Origin of the sequence: Halobacterium sp. GSL-19, from assembly GCF_016917855.1 — an archaeon.
GTDB lineage: Archaea > Halobacteriota > Halobacteria > Halobacteriales > Halobacteriaceae > Halobacterium > Halobacterium salinarum.
Genome location: NZ_CP070375.1, coordinates 247,781 through 266,619, shown reverse-complemented (window position 1 = coordinate 266,619; position 18,839 = coordinate 247,781). Strand labels below are relative to the sequence as shown.

Below are 18,839 nucleotides of genomic sequence, written 5' to 3'. Positions count from 1 at the left end.
GATCTCCATCGCGACCTGTACTGCCCGTGCGTGAAGTCGAGTTAGAGCGTCAAAGACGAAGTCCTGTTCCTGAGCTGCCTAGAGCCGATATTCCGGGTTAATTGTATCACCCGTTTCCTGCGACCAGATAATGAACCGTTCAAGCAATTCCAAAGGTTCCTCCCAGCGATCTTCGATCCCGCGTTGAAATTCTGCCTTGGTTTCATAGAGCCGTCGCAATCCCTCGTCATCCTCGCGGACCTGCTGGTACATACTATCCCCAACAGCCTCAATGACCTCGCTGGTAGCTTCCGCGATCTCGTCTTCGGTGGGTTCCCCGTCGAGTTCTCCTCCCTGAAGAAGTTCCAGAAGCTGGTCGTGGATTGCCTGGGAAAGTGAGTCAGTATCGTTGGGTATTCTGGATTACTCTTTCTGGTGTTTCAGCACAGTAGATGATGGAGTTTTGGGAGCAATTGGAGTCTATTTACCCCTCGATGGGTGAGGGGTTCGCCGTGCTGGCGGGTTCCCCGATCACGGTGAGAACGATGGCAACCAGAGACATCTACGAAACTGGCTTCGACGAAGACGTCCGAACGGAATCGAGTGCGAACCGGTGTCCCGAGTGCGACGGCCGGGTCACCACGAACGCGGTCGAAACGGTCTGCGAGGACTGTGGCCTGGTCATCGACGAACAGCGAATCGACCACGGGCCAGAGTGGCGGGCGTACGACGACGAGGAGTGCGAACGAACGGGTGCCCCACTCACGGCGGCTCGCCACGATCGCGGACTGTCGATGGAAATCGGTCGCGGCACCGACGCGAAGGGGAACGAACTCTCTTGGCAGAAGCGACGGCGACTCGCGCGGATGCGCCGTGAGCAGACCCGGGGTCGGTGGCGGTCGAAAGCAGAACGGAATCTCGCCCACGAGCTGGGCGAGGTGCGTCGGTTGGCGAGTGCCCTCGAACTCTCCAATTCGGTTCGCGACCAGGCGTGTCAGCTCTTCCGGAGCACCCAGAACGAGGATCTGCTTCGTGGCAGATCCATCGAGGCCATCACCGCGGCCAGCGTCTACGGGGCCTGCCGGTGTAACGGTCGCTCGCGGTTAGTGGACAACGTCAGCGAGATGGCCCGCGTCGCGGAGTCACGGGTCACGAACGCGTACAAAACGTTGAACGAATGGCTGGGCCTTCCCGCTGAACCCGTCTCCCCCGGCATGTTCGTACCGCGCCTCGCCTCAGACCTCGAGTGTCCGGACGAGATCCGGCAGCGGGCCCGAAAGCTCGCAGAGCAGGCCGAGGAGCGCGGCGTTACAACGGGCGTCCATCCGGCCGGGTTCGCAGCGGCCTGCCTCTACAAGGCCGGTCGCGAGGAGGGGCGATGGCTGACGCAATCCGAGGTTTCGGGAGCGGCTAACATCTCAACGACAACGGTTCGGAACCATCGAGACACACTACACCAGTTGGACGGTGAACAACGAGTCGGCATCAAGAGCACTACACAGACACGAGCGGCATCTCGAAAAAGCAAGGGTTAGATAAGTGTTGTAACAGAGGATATCGACAATGGATGCGGATCCGGAATCAATCAGCTATCTATCGGCTGCTGATATCCGTGACATCCACGAGTTGATCGTGGAGTCAAATGCGGAGACAACCGCTGGTGTCGCCTCGCCAGGCGATATTGAACACACGGTTGAACATATTCAGGAAGGCCATTTCGGCCAGGTTCCCGAGTCGCTTCACGAAAAGGCATTTCAGCTGTTGCGGCTCACTGCGGCGAATCATCCATTCGTCGATGGCAACAAGCGAACGGCTCTCATGTCGACCCGAATTTTCTACGCGCTGAATGGCCGCCGCTTTGACTACGATCGGGAGGTCAAAGAGATCCTGAAGGCGCTCGCGACAGATGAGGGCAGTGTCGATGAGGACGATGTGACCGAGTATCTACAAGCGCACACAGAGCCGCTGGCGCCGGAATACGGGGCGACCATCAACCTGTGGCTGGCACGAATTGAAGGCACAGACCAGCTACCGGCGGACCACGACACAGTCGATCAGGGATCCAACGAACCGAACGATTATGACGACGACCCCCCTAGTGAAGAGTAACGATGGCCGCTGAAAGTGACCACCCCGAGATTCCCGATGAGATGACCCCTGAAGAGGCACGGCAGTATCTCATCCGGTTCCTCGGCCGCCAAGACCTTGACGAGCACGAGGGAATATACGACGAACTCGCGACTGAGTAGTACAATCTCTTAGCTGGGGGTTCTACCAAGTACGCCGGCCGGTCGAGCGATATCGGTATTCCAGCAATCGGCTCTACCGCTGTCGGGAACTGCTGTAGTCAGTCTTCTGTTCGCGAGCGGCTTCTCAGTGCCGCCCGTGACCGGACTGGGGACGAGCAGGGAGCATCGGAGCGTCAGGAGCAGCCCCCGCCACGGCTATTTGTCCGGTGTACGAAGGCGAACATCAGGTGGGACTAGCGTCTTGTCCGTTCGTTTGATCTGAAACCCCCTTCAGAACGAAATGGAGGCCTGCTGCGTAGACGACCATCGGGACAGCCACGATGAGAGCTGTACCGACGATGCCTCCGTCGAAGGTTTCCGCTCCTACGAACAGTACAAATGCGAGTACTGGAACGAGGAGCAGACCACCAATTCGTACGACTCGTTTCTCGGTTTCTGTTTGCATGAATTATTGTTGGAACCACTCAATCTTAAGCTTTTACTACCAGTGTGGGGGTTATCCAGGCTCTAGCAGTTCGAACAATCTCCGTGATCGCTGTCTCCTTCCCACGGCCCATCGCCGTGGAACGCCTGTTCAAGCCAGGAGGTGGCACTATCGACTTGCCTCCCCCAAAGCTCGAATAAAATTCGCCTCGAGTCCAGAGTTGGTAGCCAACTCAAAGAGCAGACGTATCTCTGGATTCGCGGCTGGGATCCAGAAGCGTACCCGGGACCGTACGGCTACCCAGCGTATCTAGCAGAGGTTGAGCCGCTCGTAGTTGGACTTGCGTATGAAGCGTGGCCCAAGCACGAGCGGAGCAGCTCGGAACCACTGTTCGACACCGAACCGACTCCTGATCCACCCGCTGTTGTAACTCACCGCCGCCGAGAGGAGCGTGAATCCGGCGAACAGCCACCCGAGCGTGTCCGGATTGAAGCTGAAGTCCACACTGATCGGCTGGACGAAGAAGTTGATCGCGCCGGCGACACCGTACAAGACGCCGGTGTAGAGGATGAACGACCGGAGCGGTCGCTTCGGAAGTTGTTCTTTGATCGCCGGCAGTGCGTCGAGCAGCCGGAACGACTTCCCTCATCGTCCGTGATGTCAGTCTCCGGGAAACTCAACACGAGGGGAATTCCGATCAGGTAGGCGACACCCTCCATGATCCACGGGTACGCGAGGTTGATATTTCCGACGTATCCACCCACTACCGCCGCGAGCGCCGTCATGACGTATCCGAGCGCGTTCGCTTGACCCTTGACGTGGGTGAACCGCTACTCGGTAAGTCGTTCCCCGAGTGCGTCGTAGAACCATGCCGTGTCGGTCCCGGAGCGGAAGGTCTGTGCGACCGCGAGGCCGACGTACACCGTGACGAATAATGGGAACGAGTGCGAGAAGGCGAATCCGATAGACGCGACTGCCGAGACAACGATACTCACGAGGATGCTGTTTCGCCGACCGATCCGATCACCGATGTACCCGGTCGGAACCTCGAAGGCGATCAGTGCGAGCGAGAACGCACCGTCAAGGAACCCGACCTGTGAGAAGTCGATCCCACGGGATGTAAGGAACACGACCCACACGGCCACTGAGAAGTGTGCCGAACGAGCCATCGAGTATCCGTAGTACTTCAGGATAAACGATTCCGGGAGCCGTGACCGGAGATTCATACCACGGACTTTGTCTTCTTATACGTGTAGATCATTCGTCTTTAGCTAAGAGCGGAATCGCCTGACTGCAGCGGCTTATCGAGACTATTTTTCGAGAGGAGTGAGGAGGTGACGTCTGTGCACAACGACCCTCCTCATCCCAGATTGTGAATCGCCTCACTACGCTTTTTCCATCGGCGAGGTCGCTCTTTGTTTGATTTCGTACTTTTTCGTGTCGAATATATTTGGATCAACGGGGTTTGGGTCGGTTCAGTTACATGTTCCTGCTATTCCTACCGTATCATTTGCAGATCCGATTTTCTGATATGCCACAGACCCGCTATCTCCGTCATTGAAACCGCCTTCCCATTTTAGTTGTTGATGACGGTTCCCACAGCCAGGACCTACAAAACCAATATACGCATCTGCAGCCTTGATTTTACCAGAGGTTTCACAAGTCCGAACACCACGCTTGGTGAGGCGTTCACCATTTGCTATTTTATGTTGCAAAGCATCCTTTGTGAATTGTTTAATTATAGTGAGATCGCTACGGTCCCGGCCTCGAATAGTCGAGGGAGGATCTTACCGATTAACCAACACGGATCGAAGAATTCCATTGCTTAATAGTCGTCTCAATATGGTCTTTTCATCCAGCCCGGTCAGCGAAACTATCGTTCAGTACGGTTCAAGTGTAGCGAGTCATCCAACCCAGCTATAAATGACAGTGCGGATAACTCCATCCACCGAGGTTGTGGCATTCAGGATATGCGGACGGTCGTCTTGGATGATTTCCGCGAACACGTACTCGAGGAGATGTTAATGCACCGGGCCACACTGTAGCTTTGACTGTCACCTTCCAGTCCAGCTTTCTTATCACAACTTTGATGTGGGAAGTTAGAGTAATAGAACGTATGAGCCGCGTTGTTCAGTTGATTCGCGAGCAGATCGATTTCGATTCGCGGCTCCGGAATCCCGTCCAATGGTTACTCTGGCTTTCAACGGCATTCCTAGTGGTTGTCGTCGTGTTCGGTTGGCGGCCACCTGAAGTGCTTGAGCCACTCTTTCTGGCAAGTGTATTCCTTCCTGGTCTCGGGGCGGTCATTCTACTGCTGTTGTATATGGCTATGGGACCACTCGGTCCAGAGTAACCAGGACCACCATACAAAACCGCAAGAGAAGGAATTCAGTCAGCGAGACATCCAACGATAGCTGGTTATACGGAGGAGGTTATTCCCAGCGTTCTCTACTCTCCTCGGTACTCATATGGGTGACTGACAGGGGCGGATTTTCCGCCATGTATACCTTTTCGTCGGTGGTGGTTTGTGCTTGGAGTTCTCCGTCTTGATGAGTTATTTCCGACCGAAGAACCTTCTTGATGCCGAACTCTTCTTTTTCTTCGGTGCTCATCTCTTCGGGGTTCCGCGTGCCGTTCCAGGCTGTTCTTGGCTCGACACCGAAACTTCGTCTTCTTGGAACTGCATATCCCACTCAGCGTAGTGAGGAACTCTGGATCGTGCCCGCTGACGTCCACTAGTAAGAATGTCCCCCATCACCAACTGGCGACGCGAGAGCCGCTCGCCGACGCTCGCCTATCGAGACACCGAGACCGGTGCCCGAGCCGTCCTGCATCGAGCCCCGGACCCGTCCCGGTACAAATGGCGTGGAGCAATCATCGCCGACGGCTACCCGGTGTGGTCGCGGGGGTACGAGACGAAGGACGCGACGGCGTTCCGTGACGAGCCCCGGGAGCGTCCCGCTCCAGACCTTAGCTGTCCGAAGTGTCCGAACGTCGACGTTCGCGTCGGCGAGAAGGCGGCAGACGGGGCGAAAGTCCAGCGGTGGTATGACTGCCCCGATTGTGGGTACGAAGCTCCCTCACGCATCGTCTACGGTACCGAACGGTGAGTGAGTAAGCGCTGGGCGATGTTTGTCGGCCGGGCATGAGGTGGTGGCCCGGCACGACCGGGTTAGTCAACCAATGAGTCTCGAAGTACGTGACCGACACAGTGAGGCACTGTTCGAGTTCCTCTGGTGTCCCGTCTGCGGGCAGGAGGTCTTCACTCACATCCCCTTCGAGGGGGTGTTCTGCAAGAACTGCAATACCCAGGTCGAACTCCAAGAGTCCCGAGAGACACGCGGCTACGAGGAGGCCGTGCTCGCCTGCTTCGATACCGACACGACCTGGAACCTCCACGTTGATGAAAAACTGCGCCGCGACCTGCCTGATGGGTCGGCGCGCGTGAAGGTCTTCGGCGCACCGGGCACCTACAAGGTCGACTGGTGGAGTCCAGCACCTGGGGAGGACTGGGAACCGGTCGAACGTAATGAATTCGAAGATATAGAGGAAACAGATGAGGTATCACATCTCGCGTAGCGAATTGCAATCCCGCAACGACTGCGTGGTGTTGTTCCTGCGCCGGCGAGTATCGATGTCGACACGGAGTCAACTCCGATTCGTCCAACGAGTCGAACAGATTGGTGAGACAGATGGCAGCGCCGACCGCGTCGCGCAGGTGTACCGGCATTCGGATGGCTACCCGGGGAGCGTTCTCCGGGACCTCACACAGCTGAAAGCGCTTCTCGATGCGACCCGTGCCGAGCGCGGACCGGGGTACACAGCGGCGACGTTCATGTTCCTCGACAAGCTCTCGACGGTCGACCTCTATCTGGATGGCGACCCAGAGCGAACGATCGACGCGGCTCAGCCAGCGGATCTCCTTAAGCCGGCTAACATGGAGCACCTCGATCAGCCGCTGTTCCTGCTGGGCCACGGTGTCGAGGATCCAAATGACGGCATTCACGGCGACGAGGAGTATCTCTACGTCGTGGAACTCCCGACGGAGAACCCGTTCGACGAGCCGACAGAGTGGACAGTCAAAGTGAGCGGTCGCTCTGCATTCCCCCGCTGGGACGGCCCGACCGACGAGGCTTTCGAACGGGCAAACTGGCAATTCCACGGGTCGCTCGAGGCCGCGCTCACAGAATTGGTCCGGGGCGAAGCGGTCGTCAAGTAAAATCCCAAATCATATTTATATAATTAGGATTTAAAAGGACACACATGATTACGAAGGCCGGACTCGCCGTGCTTGACGCGCTGAGTACCGGCCGTGATGCGACACCGGAGGAACTCGCGGCTCAAACCGAGTATTCACGAGAACATCTGTACGATGTACTCGATGAGTTGCTCGCAGCGGGATTACTCGCAGAAACCCGTGGTCCCAGCAATCAGCGTCGAGTCCGCATCGCGGAACACCCCGTCACCGAAGCGTATCGCACGCTTCAGTCGGAGTTCAGCCACGTAGACTGGACGGAACTGCTCTCCCCAGCCACACTCCGCGTGTGTTGGTATCTCGATAGACCACGACACATCGCTGATATCGCAGATCGGCTCGGAATCACCCGACAAGGTGTCCATAGCGCGTTATCGCCGCTCAAGCACCGGGCCTTACTCTCCAGATGCGATCCGAAGTACGCCCTCCGGGACGAGGTCTCGCCGCTGTTGGCGTTCGCTCGGGCCGCCGTAGAACACAAACATCGAGCCCGAGTCCGGGAAGTCGCCCCCAGCGCCACGATCGCGTGGTGTGATCCAAAGCGAGCACTCGTTCGCGTGCAGACCGGTGAGGATACGGACGCACTCCAAGCAGCGCCGGACTGGGAGATGACCGGATTGGGCCGGTTTGCAGAGTATGGTCTACAGTTTTTCCTCGCCGGCGAGCCTCCGTTCTGGTATGCTCCAGACGAAGGCCTAACGCCTGCTGAAGTCGTGTGCCATACGCTCCTTCTCGATAGCGGGTCCCGGCGCGTCAGTTATTCGATGCTGCTGATCGAGGCGGAGGATGTCGATCAGGAGACACTCGTCGAGACCGCACAGTGGTACGACCTGGGACCTACTGTGGACGCGTTGTATCGACCACTTCAGGGAGACTTCGACAGGACAGATGATCTGCCCGTCATCCTCCCGAAGAAGGGGGAATATATGGCGCTCAAAGAGCAGTACGGAGTGTCGTAACAGCTGCGTCCACAGCAGGCAGAGGTTGCTCAGGTTAGATGATGCCGCCAATCACGAGAACGCCGAGGACGATTAACAGGGTCGCGACCACACTCCCTCCGGCCAGTAGCTTGTTCTCCATCGCTCTCTCGTGGAGGGGCATCGCCGCGTACTCCTCGCGGAACGCCTTGAGGTTCTGTTCGTCGTAGAAGTACTTCGTCTTCAACGCAAATCGCTCGGTGACCGCACACCCCGTACACACCGGCTCGCCTTTCAGCCGCTCCGTTTTGATGTGGCTGGAGCAGGCGATTGCCCCGCAGTTCGGACAATACGTGTACGGCTCGTCGACGCCGCTCGTGTCACAGTGGACGCACCGATGGATGCCGTCCTCGGCGGTCACTCTGGACGGACCCGCTGCGTAGTACTCGTAAGGATAGGTATACTCCTGAAGGTCGGTGGTGTGCCGAACCTCGGGGAGGTACACCGGCTCAATCGATTGCACCGAGATGTCTGAAAGATTCGGCTCACACGTCTTGTTGTAGGTGACGTTGTTGTCGCCGGTGTAGGTCACCGTCGTCGTGTGGTGCTGCTGGAGGCGCTCGACGGCCCACTCCTTGTACTCCGTTTGGGTCTGCCCGAACCGGCGCTCCTCGACGTCGTCGAACACCTCCGCGAACTGCTCCACATCGAGGTCGACCGTCGCGTGGAGGTTCTCGGTGACCAGCGTCCCGACGTCTTCGTCGACGACCTGGGGCTGCCCGCGCTCGGCGTGGACGACGAATCGGGTCCGGTCGTTGATCCGGTGGATGACCCCTACTGACGTCTCGAAGACAGCGTTCGTGTCCGCGGTGACCGCGACCACCGGGCGGAACGTCACCGCAGAATGTGGTTCCGCAAGGTCGGCGGCTTCGATGTTCTCGATGTCGCGAAACGCCTCCGCGACGGCCGCGTCGACGTCGGCGGCCGGGTCGTACGGGCGGAGCGTCTCGTCGCAGAGGATCTCGATGCGCCCGTTGTAGAGGTCAAGACCGATCTCGTCGGCGATCTCCCGGAGGTCCTCGCCGTCGAGTAACTCGATTGGATGCGGATCGTCGTTTTGCTGGAGGCGGTCGGCGTACTCCTGAGCCGGGTTCGTGAACCGGCCGGTCGTGACGACCATGCCGCGTTTTGGGCCGTCGAAGTCGAACGTCGCGATCGCTGAATGGAGCTTCTGGATGACCGGCCGCCCGACGGTTCCCGTGTGCTTGCACTCGACGACGATCGCCCGCCGTGTTCCGTCGACGACTTCCTCCATCAAGACGTCCCGGCCCTCGTCAGCTGTCCGCTTGGCCTGCCGGACGTTCTCGTAGCCGAGGTTCCGGAACACGTCCTCCATCACGTCCTCGAACTCGAACCCCGAGAGGTCGTCCAGTACAGCCATCCGAATCTAATTGGACTGTATCTTGCTAGAACCAAATACGTTGCCGACTTCGGCGGCGAAAGCGGATGCGGCGGCCGCAGATGTTGTTTTACGTCCCGCGAGGGGTGCGGGGGTGACAACTCCCGCGACGAACCGATGAACGGGAACGCACGACGCCCCACGTCGAACGCAATCCAGGCCGAAGCGCTTGCTAACCGTCACAATGACCCCATCGAATACGTCGGCTTTCGCGTCGACGGCCAAGCTGTCGTTCTAAATCTCTCCGAACACCAGCGGCTCACTCCCGATCGGAGTCTCGATGTGGTCACCCACCAGAGTACTCAACCGAAGCTACTTACGTGATACGAGCGTATCACAGCATATGAGCACCGACAGTGACGCGGGCGGCGACGGCGAAATGGAGAAAATCAACGTCCGGGTGCCGCAGTCGCTGCTGGCACAAGTCGACGACGTCTGGGAGGAGCGTGGCTACGCGACCAAGTCCGAGTTCATTCGCGATGCCCTCCGGGATGCGGTCAATCCCCCCACGCAGCTGTCCGAGGAAGCGCTCAAGCACCTGGCAGAGAGCCGCGAACAGCGAGACCAGGGCGAGACGGTGTCCCAAGACGACGTGAAGGACCGCCTGGGCATCGATGACTAAGGCCGAGTGGACATCAAAAGCACTCGATTTGCTGGACGGACTCGACACCGAAGCCCAAGAGCGACTGGTCAAGAAACTCGACGAGGCGAAAGACTGGACCTCTCACCGCCTCGAAAAGCTCACCGGCTACCCGTACTACAAGCTCCGCGCAGGCGACTACCGAGCAATCATCACGTGGGACCGAGACGAGGATATCATTATTGTCGAGGCGGTCGGGCATCGCCGGAATATCTACGATCGCCACCTCCCGCCGTAACCAATTCTACCTACTGAACTGCTCCGGTCGGTGACGAATCCGATCTGAGATTCACGTACGATTCCGGTCGGTAGTGTTTATTGCCCCCCGAGAAGGGTGCGGGGGGTCCCACTCCCCATCACCGACTTATGACCGATTCAGAGTACCCCTGGCGTGCCGAATCGCTCCTCTACGAACTCTACTGGGAACAGGAGTTGAGTACGAAGTCGAGAGTTTATAACGGATTACGGGGGAACCGCGGAGGGAGGTGACGAAGCCGTGACAGAGCATATTTGTGACTACTGTGGCGAGTCATTTGCAACCGCCAACGAACTGGGCGGCCACGTAACAGCCGTTCATCGCCGCGACCAGCTCGTAACGGACGCGGATGTGATTCTCGACGATATTCAGCGTGTCGCAGACAAATTAGGAAAATCGCCGACAGCAAAGGAGATGAGCGAGCACGTAGAATACTCCTAGCGCGTCTGCCAGAACAAATTCGGGAGCTGGAACGAGGCGCTTCGTGAGGCTGGCTACGCTCCAAATCGGAAATTCCGACTTACCGATCAGGACCTATTGGATGAGATTGACCGCCTTGCGGAGCAGCTCGGTCGTCCGCCATCAAGCGGGGAGCACGTATGAATCTGCTTCCGAGAAGTATCAGCACCCGAAGGAGAGAGAAGAGAGAACCGTCAGCTTTCGGCGGCCGGGGCCGCAGTCTCGGACTGTTCATACTTGGTTTCGAACTCCTGGATGAGCTGGCCCATCTTCGCGTACCAGTCGTTGAGCAGGCGCTGCATATCGTCGGCTATCTTCGAGGGATCCGTCGGCGAGTAGACATGGTAGTAGCCGCCCTGGTCGTAGTTGATCTGGTCTTTCTCGATGAAACCGGTCTGGAGCAGGCGCTGGACGGCGCGGTAGGCCGTCGACCGTTCACGATCAACCGCATCGGCGATTTCGTCGACGGTCAGCGGTTCTTCGGCCTCGACGAGCGCCGGGAAGCACTCCTTATCGAGCTCTTTCAGGCCGTGGAAGCACTCCAACAGCCCCTCGCACTCCATGTCACTGCGGAGTTGTTCAGACATTGAATCTGGCATTAGTATCGCCGAGTCGTAGGGACTGTGCAATTATAAGATTTTTGTATGGATTGCACAATTTTGTGCTATAGTGGGCTGAGAACCGATGATGGGACTCCGCGGTAGAGAGTTACGTCGCCGAAAGGCGGCACCAGAAGCCAGTGTTGTCGGCGCGAAGCTGGCACACCGCAGCCAACAGGATCGCACCACTCACAACGACGGTCGCGCCGAAGATGAGCACGATACTCACAGTGTTGAGTACGCCGATGTCTAAGGCGGTGCCGACGCGTTTGGCGGCGACAGCGACTCTACCTACGAGTAGTATCGTCGCGAAGTACCCCTTGATGTCGTCCTCGTCGACGAGGTTCGAGACGCCCGCGCCGATGCGCGCACCGAGCGCGCTGCCGGCGAGCAACGTCGCCACGACGGGAATCGCGACGAATCTATCCCGGGCGTAGACGAACGCGCCGAACGCCCCCGAAATCGTAATCTGGCGGATATCCGTCCCGACGGCGATGACAGCCGGCACGCCCATTCCGTACATCATCGCGGGCATCAGCAGGAAGCCGCCGCCGACGCCGAGGAGCCCGGAAAGGACACCGACGACTAGCCCGATACCGAAGATGATACTCGCGGACACGCGGACATCACCGCGGAGCGTCACCTCGGCAGGATCTCCAGCTCCTTTACGCGGTCTGAGAGGTCGACGCTCGTTGAGGACGTCCCCGTAGCGCGGGCGTCACGTAGCATGAGTACGCCAACTGTTGCGAGCAGGCCGACGTACGCGACGCTGATGACGAGGTCGGCGTTCCCTGCCGCATGGAGCGCGTCGACGACGCGCTTGCCGATCTCGATGCCGAGCGTCGTCGCGACGGTCATGATGACTGCGAGTTTGTAGTCGACGTGGCCGTGCTCGCGGTGTCGGAGCGCGCCGATGACGCTCGTGCCGAACACGAACGTGAGCCCGCTACCAACGGCGACCCGCGACGGGTACCCCATCACGAGAAGGGTGGGCGTGACAAGGAACGACCCACCCATTCCGAAGAAACCGAAGAGGATGCCAATGAGCAGTCCGAATCCGACGAGCAGCAGACGCATCCCGAGCAGTTCCACAGCTCACTCACCTCCGAGGGCTCGCTTCACGTTCGGACCGAGCGCGTTCGTAACGACGCCGTAGCCGACGTGGAGAACCATCGCTTCGAGCAACACAGCACCGATCAGTCCGGCCGCTTGTACGGTCGGCGGGAGCGACAGCGCGTCGATCATTACCACGTTCCACCCACTCGAGACGGATTTGTGTGAATTATGCTTTTCTGCACGTGCACTCGTAACCGACGTCGTATGTTAGCGGTTTTGGATATACTACACAATGCTACTTCTGATAGTATTTCATGACTTATTCATAGGACACAAATAAGCAAACAGAAAAGTGAGGTCCCGGGGGAAATCGTAGATACCGTCGAAAGAGAGGGAGAGAGTTTTCGGCAGCGAGGATGTGCGCTAACTGCTCGAATCGCTCCGTTCCTACAAAGAGATCGAACTCCTCTCGAAAACATCAATTTCGGAGACACAGATTCCGCATAGTATGCTGGCGCCAGCGAGCCCACTGCTCGAGGACATCATTGACCGGCAGTTAGCGCCCTCCAGTTCGTCCTCGAAAGCGGATACTACGAACAGCCCCGGAAGACGTCGCTCCGCGACTTCGCCGGACAGACGCCCGTCGCTCGCTCGACGTACGAAGAACTCCTCTGGAAGGCAGAGAACAAGCTGCTCACGAACGCAGGTCAGTTTCTGCGGCTGGTCACCGTGACCTCGACGACCGACCCACTGAGCATCGAGAACGGTCGACGAACCGAACAGGCCGCCGACTAACGCTATTGTCCGGTGCTACAACAACAGCGCGCCAGCGGCATACGCGAGCGCGAACGAGAGGATGAACGACCCTGCCCACGCCCCGACTGTCAGGAGAATCTTTCTGACATTCACTGCTTCCCGACCCCCGACAGCGGCGCCACTCCCGATGATGCCGCTGACGACGATCTCGTTGAACGAGACCGGAACGCCAAGCAGCACTGCCAGCTGTGCGATCAGGAACGATGGCACGAGCGCCGAGATGGAGCGCCGCGGCCCCAGCGATGAATAGTCCTGTGCAAGCGACTTGATCATCCGTGGAGATTCCGTCCACGAACCGACGAGCATTCCGAGACCGCCGCCGACGAGCACGGTGAATGTCGAGACCATCCCGACCTCGTCGAGCAACGGCAGTAATGGTCCAATGGCGAGCCCGACCTGACTGCCGCCTGCGGAGAACGCCACGAGCGACCCGAGAGCGAGTAGCACGCGCCGCAGGCTGCCGGTTTCGTCGCGACTAATGTCCCACCAGACGACCGCCGCGACGGCCAGCGCCCCGAGGCCAGTAATCCCGGCCGCTGACGTGACCCCATCGACTGCCAGCACCTGCTGTCCGAGCCCGCGGACGGTTCCCGCCGTGCTTCTCTCGGCAAGAAAGCTGAACTGAATGTTCACGAGGACGGCGCCGATGAGCCCGGCGAGCGCCGGGACGCTGTACCGTTCGGGGATGTCGGGGCGCGGGAGGAGACTCGCGATGGTGAACGCGATACCACCGCCGACGAACGGCGTTAACACCCAGACGGCGACAATCTGGCGGTACTTTGGCCAGACGGGCGAGCCACCCATGGCGAGGCCGACACCGATGACGGCGCCGGTCACAGTGAACGCGGTCGCGATCGGATAGCCGGTTGTGATGCCGACCACCATCAGGCCGGCGCCCAACACGAGCACGAGGATGACGCCGGCGATTGGCAGGCTGATGCCGCCGACAAGGCCGCTTCCGATTGCTTCCGAGACGTTGCTGCCTTGGGTGACGGCACCGGCGAAGCCGAAAACACCGACGAGCAGCGCGGCCCGCATCGTCGCGATAGCGTTCGCGCCGACGGCAGGCGCATATGGCGTTGCCCCACTCGAGCCGGCGCCGATGACCCACGCCATGAACAGGCTGGCGAGCGCTGCACCGACGAAGAGGGCAATGAGAGCGGAGTCCATAAACAGTGAGTTAGTCTGCGCCCGTCGCAGCAGCGTCACGCGCCTGGCTGCGGCTCCGCCAGAAGCCCTGGGCGTACGCGCCGAGGAACATCCCGGCGAGCGCCCATAGGATGGTGATGTTCCCGATGCCGAGGCTTGCGTACGCCGCACCCGGACAGATGCCGGAGAGCCCCCAGCCGACGCCAAAGATGGCGCCGCCAACGAGGACTTTCCGGTCGAACGACTTCAGGCGGCGCTCGAAGCTATCGCCGGTCAGCGGCGCACGGCCCAAAAGCCGCGGCGCGACGAAGAACGTCACGCCCGTCACGGCGGCGCCGCCGAACATCACGAACACCAGTCCGAAGTCCTCGAACCGGAGGAAGTTCAAGACGACTTCCGGCCGGGCCATCTGACTATACGCTAGCCCGAACCCGAAGATGAGGCCGCCGACGAGAACCAACGGCATGAACGCGGGATGCCGGTTACTCATCAGGGGCTCACCCCCAGTGCGGCGACTACTTGTGCGGTCACAATGGCGACGGTGAGGAACGTGAGGACGCCTGCGATGGACGTCTTCGACGCCGAGCCGACACCACAGACGCCATGGCCGGACGTACAGCCCTTTCCGACGCGCGTGCCGATACCGACGAAGATGCCGCCGACGAGCAGTCGCCACGGCTGGACGTTGGTTGTCCACGCGCCGCCCTGGTAGACGACGGCGTACACGACCGCGCCGAGGACGATGCCGAATGTGAACACGAGCCGCCAGTCCCGGGAGGCGACGTACTGCTGGAAGCGGGACTGGTCGGAGACGTACGACAGCGTCGACTCCAGAAACGTGCTTGCGCCGGCGCTGATGCCGGTGCCGAGGTAGATGACAGTGACACCGAGGCCGACGAGCAGTCCGCCGATAGCGTAGCGGCTAATGCCGTTTGGGAACAGCTCGGCGGCAACCTGTAGTGGAAGTGGATCGATCACCATCGGCGTCGTTAGTCACCCGCGAGGGAGTCCTGGCTGGCGGCGCAGTTGTTCGGCCCGAGCTCTAGTGTGAACGCTTCCTCGTCGTCGACGGCGTTCTGGCCGAGGTTCGTCGCGATGATGTCCTCGTAGTTGGCCGGCCGCGGCGGCATGTCCGAGAGGATCAGGTCGACGAACTCGTCCTCGTCCATTGTGAGCGCGTCCATCTCGTCGACAAGCTCGCCGATCGGTGCAGTGTAGGTACCGTCCGCTGCGGGCCCGGCGGCATCACTGAAGTGCGCGCCACCGACGAGCGTGTCGTCAGGCAGGGAGAAGACGCGCTCTTGGAGGGACTCGTAGAGCATGCGCGTGGCGTCGGGAGCGCCGTCGTCGCCCTCTTCAAGATCGGGGCGGGCGACGCTCTCGATGAACAGCCCGTCGCCGGTCGCGAGCAGGCTGTCGCCGACGAGGTACGAGGTCATCCCGGTCGTGTGGCCGGGCGTGGAGACGGTCTCGATCGTCGCATCGCCGATCGAGAAGCTGCCGCCGTCGGCCGCGGTCGTCAACTCGTCAGCGTACGTGACGCCGCGGTCGACGGCGGCCTCGGGGATGACGCCCTCGACGCCTTCATCGTCGAGGTCGCGCACGCCCGAGATGTGGTCAGCGTGGATGTGCGTGTCGAGTGCGTACTGCAGGTCGACACCGAGGTCGCCGGCGTCGTCGAGGTATCGGTCGGTGAACGCGCGCAGCGGGTCGATGATCGCCGCCTCACCGTCGTCGTACAGCAGGTAGCCGAGACAGCCCGAGGAGGGCCGCTGGTACTGGATGAGAGTGCCGGCGCCGTCGTAGCGCTCGACCTCGACGGCCTCGTAGATGCGTGCCCACCCGTTCATCCCGTCCTCGAGGTGATTCACGTCGTAGCCACGCTCGGCGAGCGTGCCCGCGACGAACTCGCTGGCGCCGCCCTTCGCGCACAGGACGGTCACTTCGCGGTCGTCGGGAACCCGGTCGAGGACGTCCTCGTCGATGTCGTCCTCGAGGAACTCGAAGTACGGGATGTTGATTGACGTGACGTTCTCACCGTCGATGCGCCACTCCTCGTGGTCCGACTGCATACGCGCGTCGAGGAGCGTGACGTCCTCGCCGGCATCGATACGGTCTTTCAGCATGTCCGGATCGACGGATTCCACGTCGACATCCGGAGTCGGGAAGTCGTCAGCGTTCATGTTGTGTAGTCGTTCCTACTGGGTAGACGTACAAAAGCATTCCCATAGTAATTCCATATCTAAGCAATACTGGCATGCTTTGATCTAGCTCTGATGGCCTTATTTTGCCTATGTCTGGAGTTTGGGGCCCTTATAACGCGATGCCTGGTCGGAGAGTAATTTGTAGTCTTCACAAGAACCAACAATCTTTTACTTGGGTAGGGAGTATTGTTCGACAACTCCAATACAGACAAACGGAGCAGATAACCAATGAGTGCTGAATTCGACACTACGGAGACTCTCGACGTGAAGAGTGCATCGTGTCCAATGCCGGTTGTGAAAACGAAGTCCGCCATCGACGAACTCGCCGAAGGTGAGATCCTCGAAGTGCTGGCAACCGATTCGGGGAGCATGAGCGACATCGACGGCTGGGCGTCCGGCACCGAGGGCGTCGAACTCGTCGACCAGGAGGAAGCCGACGACGTGTACAAACACTACGTCCGCAAGACGGAGTAACGATGAGTACGGACACACCCGACGCCTCGGCCGACGACGCGCCTTCGCGTGCGGAACTGGCCGCACGCGTGGACGAACTCGAGGACGCACTCACCGAGGCAGCTGACGAGGACGACAGCAAGAAAATGAGCATCATCGCGACGAAGGGGACGCTCGACATGGCGTACCCACCGCTTATCCTCGCCAGCACCGCGGCCGCGTTCGGCTACGACGTGACCGTCTTCCACACGTTCTGGGGGCTGGACATCCTCCACGAGGAGCGTTCGAAGGACCTCAAACTCAGCTCCGTCGGTAACCCCAACATGCCCGTGCCGAACGCCGTCGCCGCACTCCCGGGTATGGACCGTGTGACAACGAAGATGATGGAGAAGAAGATCGCGGACAACGACACCGCCACGATTGAGGAGCTGCTGGAGACGAGCTTGGAGATGGGCGTAGAGTTCCAGGCTTGTCAGATGACCATCGACCTGATGGACTACGATGAGGACGACTTCTACGATGGTGTCACCACAGGCGTCGGCGCGGCGACCGCACTCCAAGACATGGCCAACGCCGACATCCAACTCCTCGTCTAAACCCAGTGAATAACATCGAGAATCCGATTTCCCAGATTGTCGACGCCGTCGCGGAGGCGGAAGGCATCAAGCCGACCACACTCGACCCGCCGCTAGCCGAGGTCGTCGATCCGGATGCAGTAGAACGGTTGGTCGAGGACTCGACGCCGTCCTGACCTCGAAGTACGATTCGCGTATCGTGGCCACGACGTCGTCGTCGACGAGAGCGGTAGCGTACAGGTCGACTGAAGCAGACAGAATTCCTCTCTAATAGCGGTATTCCACCGACGGTCACTCCAACAATGCCGGCCGTTTTCAACGAGTAGACTCTGAGAGATTATCGTAGCGGGAGAAGCGGTAAATCGTCGCTGCGTCAGGCTCACTCCGATTCGAGAGCGTCCAGCAGCTGCCTGACCTCAGCATGAGTGTTAACCACGTGGACTGATGCGCGGACGGCATCCGGCGTTGGTAACGCCCGAACGACGATCCCCTCCGACGCGAGTCGGTCCACCGTCGCTTCGGGGTCGGCCACATCGATGGTTACGAGCCCCCGACTCGGGCATTGCCGGGCTGAGGAGGCGGTCGTCAGGGACGCCATTGGCCAGCTGGCCGGCTAATTTCTGGATCCGGACAGCGATACGATCGACTCCAACTTCGTCGATCGCCTCGATGGCTTCCGCCAAGGCGACGTGTGGCACTGGGTTCGCCGAGCCGATCTCGAATCGGCGGGCACCGGCTGCGAACTCGTAGGGATCTGCAGTCTGCGTTTCGACGCTTCAGTACCCAACTCTGGTCGGCAGCAGTGAGTCTGCGGCCTGGCGGTCGATATAGAGGAAGCCGCCACCCCACAGCCCGAACAGCCACTCGTGTCCGGCCGCCGCGACTGCGTCCGCCTCCCACCCACCGACATCCATCGGAAGCTGTCCCGGCACCTGGACAGCGTCGACGAGCGCGAACGCGCCAGCCTCGTGAGCGATGTCGACGAGATCGGCGACGGGCAACTGGGTGCCATGCGTCCACGTCACTGCGCTGAAACAGGCCAGCCGCGCGTCGGCGACGGCCTCGGCGAAGGCGTCGAGGTCGACGCGGGCCGGGACCCCTACTACGTGCTCGGCGCGTGCAGCCCGGAAGTCGCTGACCGTGCGCTCGATGCAACGGATAATAAACTCGGAGCTCTCATGGCCTGCAACGTCGTTATCTGGGAGGAGCAACCGGGCAAACAGGTCGTCTATCACGTCTCCATTATGCACATCGCCCGCCTCGTTGGGATAGCCCTTGACAACGAGGAGATGGCGGACATTGTCGCCGATACCGGCGAACTCGTCGGTGAGGCGTTCGCAAACCTCTAA

The 18,839-nt window shown here is 59.9% G+C and carries 25 protein-coding genes and 4 pseudogenes; 15 read left to right on the top strand and 14 right to left on the bottom strand.

From position 1 onward, the window contains the following. Nucleotides 1–78 precede the first annotated feature (78 nt). Nucleotides 79–252 (bottom strand): hypothetical protein, encoded by a 174-nt coding sequence (locus JT689_RS01265; RefSeq protein ID WP_168731179.1) that lies wholly within the window; start codon nt 250–252, stop codon nt 79–81. A 272-nt stretch (nt 253–524) separates the two neighbouring features. Here JT689_RS01265 and JT689_RS01260 point away from each other — a divergent pair, with 272 nt between their 5' ends. From JT689_RS01260 to JT689_RS01250, 3 genes are read left to right on the top strand one after another with little or no spacing between them, the layout of a single operon-like run. Beyond that, nucleotides 525–1,514: a transcription initiation factor IIB family protein gene (locus JT689_RS01260; RefSeq protein ID WP_229373341.1), complete on the top strand. Its 990-nt coding sequence runs from the start codon at nt 525–527 to the stop codon at nt 1,512–1,514. A gap of 28 nt (nt 1,515–1,542) precedes the next feature. Beyond that, nucleotides 1,543–2,088: a type II toxin-antitoxin system death-on-curing family toxin gene (locus JT689_RS01255; protein WP_136361219.1), complete on the top strand. Its 546-nt coding sequence runs from the start codon at nt 1,543–1,545 to the stop codon at nt 2,086–2,088. Between the two features lie 2 nt (nt 2,089–2,090). Continuing rightward, nucleotides 2,091–2,228: a hypothetical protein gene (locus tag JT689_RS01250; RefSeq protein WP_168731180.1), complete on the top strand. Its 138-nt coding sequence runs from the start codon at nt 2,091–2,093 to the stop codon at nt 2,226–2,228. Nucleotides 2,229–2,451: 223 nt separating this feature from the next. On the opposite strand, the gene JT689_RS01245 is transcribed toward JT689_RS01250, so the two are convergent. The 4 genes from JT689_RS01245 to JT689_RS01230 form a co-directional block, all read right to left on the bottom strand. Beyond that, nucleotides 2,452–2,673 carry a hypothetical protein gene (locus JT689_RS01245; protein WP_136361220.1) on the bottom strand — a complete coding sequence of 74 codons (222 nt, stop codon included), beginning with the start codon at nt 2,671–2,673 and terminating at the stop codon, nt 2,452–2,454. A 288-nt stretch (nt 2,674–2,961) separates the two neighbouring features. Further along, a complete protein-coding gene (locus JT689_RS01240) occupies nt 2,962–3,204 on the bottom strand; it encodes a hypothetical protein (RefSeq protein ID WP_168731181.1) in 243 nt (80 codons plus the stop codon). 278 nt (nt 3,205–3,482) lie between these two features. Then, nucleotides 3,483–3,878 carry an MFS transporter gene (locus JT689_RS01235; RefSeq protein ID WP_136361222.1) on the bottom strand — a complete coding sequence of 132 codons (396 nt, stop codon included), beginning with the start codon at nt 3,876–3,878 and terminating at the stop codon, nt 3,483–3,485. A gap of 1,206 nt (nt 3,879–5,084) precedes the next feature. Further along, entirely contained in the window at nt 5,085–5,264 is a 180-nt protein-coding gene (locus JT689_RS01230) for a hypothetical protein (protein WP_136361223.1), read from the bottom strand. 132 nt (nt 5,265–5,396) lie between these two features. On the opposite strand from JT689_RS01230, the gene JT689_RS01225 reads away from it, so the two are divergent. From JT689_RS01225 to JT689_RS01210, 4 genes are all read left to right on the top strand, one after another. Continuing rightward, on the top strand, nt 5,397–5,762 hold the full coding sequence (locus JT689_RS01225) for a hypothetical protein (RefSeq protein WP_012289723.1): 366 nt from the start codon (nt 5,397–5,399) through the stop codon (nt 5,760–5,762). A 73-nt stretch (nt 5,763–5,835) separates the two neighbouring features. Further along, on the top strand, nt 5,836–6,231 hold the full coding sequence (locus tag JT689_RS01220; RefSeq protein ID WP_049892769.1) for a hypothetical protein: 396 nt from the start codon (nt 5,836–5,838) through the stop codon (nt 6,229–6,231). A gap of 55 nt (nt 6,232–6,286) precedes the next feature. Then, on the top strand, nt 6,287–6,871 hold the full coding sequence (locus tag JT689_RS01215) for a hypothetical protein (protein ID WP_049892767.1): 585 nt from the start codon (nt 6,287–6,289) through the stop codon (nt 6,869–6,871). Nucleotides 6,872–6,915: 44 nt separating this feature from the next. After that, on the top strand, nt 6,916–7,866 hold the full coding sequence (locus JT689_RS01210) for a MarR family transcriptional regulator (RefSeq protein ID WP_049892765.1): 951 nt from the start codon (nt 6,916–6,918) through the stop codon (nt 7,864–7,866). Nucleotides 7,867–7,900: 34 nt separating this feature from the next. Here JT689_RS01210 and JT689_RS01205 read toward each other — a convergent pair whose 3' ends face one another. Further along, nucleotides 7,901–9,265, bottom strand: a complete 1,365-nt coding sequence (locus JT689_RS01205; protein ID WP_136361224.1) for a restriction endonuclease — start codon at nt 9,263–9,265, stop codon at nt 7,901–7,903. Nucleotides 9,266–9,626: 361 nt separating this feature from the next. Here JT689_RS01205 and JT689_RS01200 point away from each other — a divergent pair, with 361 nt between their 5' ends. The 3 genes from JT689_RS01200 to JT689_RS01190 all read left to right on the top strand — a co-directional run bounded on the left by JT689_RS01200 (nt 9,627) and on the right by JT689_RS01190 (nt 10,620). Further along, nucleotides 9,627–9,905, top strand: a complete 279-nt coding sequence (locus tag JT689_RS01200; protein WP_012289717.1) for a ribbon-helix-helix domain-containing protein — start codon at nt 9,627–9,629, stop codon at nt 9,903–9,905. Then, nucleotides 9,898–10,161, top strand: coding sequence for a type II toxin-antitoxin system RelE/ParE family toxin (locus JT689_RS01195; protein WP_049892762.1), 264 nt, complete (start codon nt 9,898–9,900; stop codon nt 10,159–10,161). The genes JT689_RS01200 and JT689_RS01195 overlap by 8 nt, the downstream gene beginning before the upstream one ends. 258 nt (nt 10,162–10,419) lie before the next feature. Beyond that, a complete protein-coding gene (locus tag JT689_RS01190) occupies nt 10,420–10,620 on the top strand; it encodes a C2H2-type zinc finger protein (RefSeq protein WP_158308650.1) in 201 nt (66 codons plus the stop codon). 212 nt (nt 10,621–10,832) lie between these two features. Here JT689_RS01190 and JT689_RS01185 read toward each other — a convergent pair whose 3' ends face one another. The 3 genes and pseudogenes from JT689_RS01185 to JT689_RS01175 all read right to left on the bottom strand — a co-directional run bounded on the left by JT689_RS01185 (nt 10,833) and on the right by JT689_RS01175 (nt 12,482). Continuing rightward, entirely contained in the window at nt 10,833–11,237 is a 405-nt protein-coding gene (locus JT689_RS01185) for a helix-turn-helix domain-containing protein (RefSeq protein WP_012289716.1), read from the bottom strand. Between the two features lie 109 nt (nt 11,238–11,346). After that, a pseudogene (locus tag JT689_RS01180) lies at nt 11,347–12,314 on the bottom strand (sulfite exporter TauE/SafE family protein). Between the two features lie 18 nt (nt 12,315–12,332). Beyond that, the gene (locus JT689_RS01175) at nt 12,333–12,482 is read right to left on the bottom strand and encodes a hypothetical protein (protein ID WP_168731182.1); all 150 of its coding nucleotides are present in this window, start codon (nt 12,480–12,482) and stop codon (nt 12,333–12,335) included. Nucleotides 12,483–12,708: 226 nt separating this feature from the next. Here JT689_RS01175 and JT689_RS01170 point away from each other — a divergent pair. Then, a pseudogene (locus JT689_RS01170) lies at nt 12,709–13,088 on the top strand (helix-turn-helix domain-containing protein); the annotation flags it as partial. A 15-nt stretch (nt 13,089–13,103) separates the two neighbouring features. On the opposite strand, the gene JT689_RS01165 reads toward JT689_RS01170, so the two are convergent. Genes JT689_RS01165 through JT689_RS01150 form a run of 4 tightly spaced genes read right to left on the bottom strand, consistent with a single transcriptional unit; the run spans nt 13,104 to nt 16,441 of the window. After that, nucleotides 13,104–14,279 (bottom strand): inorganic phosphate transporter, encoded by a 1,176-nt coding sequence (locus JT689_RS01165; RefSeq protein WP_136361226.1) that lies wholly within the window; start codon nt 14,277–14,279, stop codon nt 13,104–13,106. Between the two features lie 10 nt (nt 14,280–14,289). Continuing rightward, entirely contained in the window at nt 14,290–14,748 is a 459-nt protein-coding gene (locus JT689_RS01160; RefSeq protein ID WP_136361227.1) for a YeeE/YedE family protein, read from the bottom strand. Continuing rightward, nucleotides 14,748–15,239 (bottom strand): YeeE/YedE family protein, encoded by a 492-nt coding sequence (locus JT689_RS01155; protein ID WP_136361228.1) that lies wholly within the window; start codon nt 15,237–15,239, stop codon nt 14,748–14,750. The genes JT689_RS01160 and JT689_RS01155 overlap by 1 nt, the downstream gene beginning before the upstream one ends. An 8-nt stretch (nt 15,240–15,247) precedes the next feature. Then, nucleotides 15,248–16,441 carry an MBL fold metallo-hydrolase gene (locus JT689_RS01150; RefSeq protein WP_136361229.1) on the bottom strand — a complete coding sequence of 398 codons (1,194 nt, stop codon included), beginning with the start codon at nt 16,439–16,441 and terminating at the stop codon, nt 15,248–15,250. Between the two features lie 249 nt (nt 16,442–16,690). On the opposite strand from JT689_RS01150, the gene JT689_RS01145 reads away from it, so the two are divergent. From JT689_RS01145 to JT689_RS01135, 3 genes and pseudogenes are all read left to right on the top strand, one after another. Next, nucleotides 16,691–16,936 (top strand): sulfurtransferase TusA family protein, encoded by a 246-nt coding sequence (locus tag JT689_RS01145; protein WP_136361230.1) that lies wholly within the window; start codon nt 16,691–16,693, stop codon nt 16,934–16,936. A 2-nt stretch (nt 16,937–16,938) separates the two neighbouring features. Beyond that, a complete protein-coding gene (locus JT689_RS01140) occupies nt 16,939–17,511 on the top strand; it encodes a DsrE/DsrF/DrsH-like family protein (protein ID WP_136361231.1) in 573 nt (190 codons plus the stop codon). Nucleotides 17,512–17,516: 5 nt separating this feature from the next. Beyond that, a pseudogene (locus JT689_RS01135) lies at nt 17,517–17,739 on the top strand (HalOD1 output domain-containing protein). A gap of 130 nt (nt 17,740–17,869) precedes the next feature. Here the strand turns inward: JT689_RS01135 and JT689_RS01125 are convergent. Continuing rightward, nucleotides 17,870–18,578: pseudogene (locus tag JT689_RS01125) on the bottom strand (aminotransferase class V-fold PLP-dependent enzyme); the annotation flags it as partial. On the opposite strand from JT689_RS01125, the gene JT689_RS01120 reads away from it, so the two are divergent. After that, complete coding sequence (locus JT689_RS01120; RefSeq protein WP_229373340.1) at nt 18,459–18,839, top strand: DUF302 domain-containing protein; 381 nt, start codon at nt 18,459–18,461, stop codon at nt 18,837–18,839. The pseudogene JT689_RS01125 and the gene JT689_RS01120 overlap by 120 nt on opposite strands.

Bases quoted from the DNA above. Each gene is read 5' to 3' on its own strand.
- JT689_RS01265 (WP_168731179.1), bottom strand. From the start codon at position 252: ATGTACCAGCAGGTCCGCGAGGATGACGAGGGATTGCGACGGCTCTAT.
- JT689_RS01260 (WP_229373341.1), top strand. From the start codon at position 525: ATGGCAACCAGAGACATCTACGAAACTGGCTTCGACGAAGACGTCCGA.
- JT689_RS01255 (WP_136361219.1), top strand. From the start codon at position 1,543: ATGGATGCGGATCCGGAATCAATCAGCTATCTATCGGCTGCTGATATC.
- JT689_RS01250 (WP_168731180.1), top strand. From the start codon at position 2,091: ATGGCCGCTGAAAGTGACCACCCCGAGATTCCCGATGAGATGACCCCT.
- JT689_RS01245 (WP_136361220.1), bottom strand. From the start codon at position 2,673: ATGCAAACAGAAACCGAGAAACGAGTCGTACGAATTGGTGGTCTGCTC.
- JT689_RS01235 (WP_136361222.1), bottom strand. From the start codon at position 3,878: ATGAATCTCCGGTCACGGCTCCCGGAATCGTTTATCCTGAAGTACTAC.
- JT689_RS01230 (WP_136361223.1), bottom strand. From the start codon at position 5,264: ATGAGCACCGAAGAAAAAGAAGAGTTCGGCATCAAGAAGGTTCTTCGG.
- JT689_RS01225 (WP_012289723.1), top strand. From the start codon at position 5,397: ATGTCCCCCATCACCAACTGGCGACGCGAGAGCCGCTCGCCGACGCTC.
- JT689_RS01220 (WP_049892769.1), top strand. From the start codon at position 5,836: ATGAGTCTCGAAGTACGTGACCGACACAGTGAGGCACTGTTCGAGTTC.
- JT689_RS01215 (WP_049892767.1), top strand. From the start codon at position 6,287: ATGTCGACACGGAGTCAACTCCGATTCGTCCAACGAGTCGAACAGATT.
- JT689_RS01210 (WP_049892765.1), top strand. From the start codon at position 6,916: ATGATTACGAAGGCCGGACTCGCCGTGCTTGACGCGCTGAGTACCGGC.
- JT689_RS01205 (WP_136361224.1), bottom strand. From the start codon at position 9,265: ATGGCTGTACTGGACGACCTCTCGGGGTTCGAGTTCGAGGACGTGATG.
- JT689_RS01200 (WP_012289717.1), top strand. From the start codon at position 9,627: ATGAGCACCGACAGTGACGCGGGCGGCGACGGCGAAATGGAGAAAATC.
- JT689_RS01195 (WP_049892762.1), top strand. From the start codon at position 9,898: ATGACTAAGGCCGAGTGGACATCAAAAGCACTCGATTTGCTGGACGGA.
- JT689_RS01185 (WP_012289716.1), bottom strand. From the start codon at position 11,237: ATGCCAGATTCAATGTCTGAACAACTCCGCAGTGACATGGAGTGCGAG.
- JT689_RS01175 (WP_168731182.1), bottom strand. From the start codon at position 12,482: ATGATCGACGCGCTGTCGCTCCCGCCGACCGTACAAGCGGCCGGACTG.
- JT689_RS01165 (WP_136361226.1), bottom strand. From the start codon at position 14,279: ATGGACTCCGCTCTCATTGCCCTCTTCGTCGGTGCAGCGCTCGCCAGC.
- JT689_RS01160 (WP_136361227.1), bottom strand. From the start codon at position 14,748: ATGAGTAACCGGCATCCCGCGTTCATGCCGTTGGTTCTCGTCGGCGGC.
- JT689_RS01155 (WP_136361228.1), bottom strand. From the start codon at position 15,239: ATGGTGATCGATCCACTTCCACTACAGGTTGCCGCCGAGCTGTTCCCA.
- JT689_RS01150 (WP_136361229.1), bottom strand. From the start codon at position 16,441: ATGAACGCTGACGACTTCCCGACTCCGGATGTCGACGTGGAATCCGTC.
- JT689_RS01145 (WP_136361230.1), top strand. From the start codon at position 16,691: ATGAGTGCTGAATTCGACACTACGGAGACTCTCGACGTGAAGAGTGCA.
- JT689_RS01140 (WP_136361231.1), top strand. From the start codon at position 16,939: ATGAGTACGGACACACCCGACGCCTCGGCCGACGACGCGCCTTCGCGT.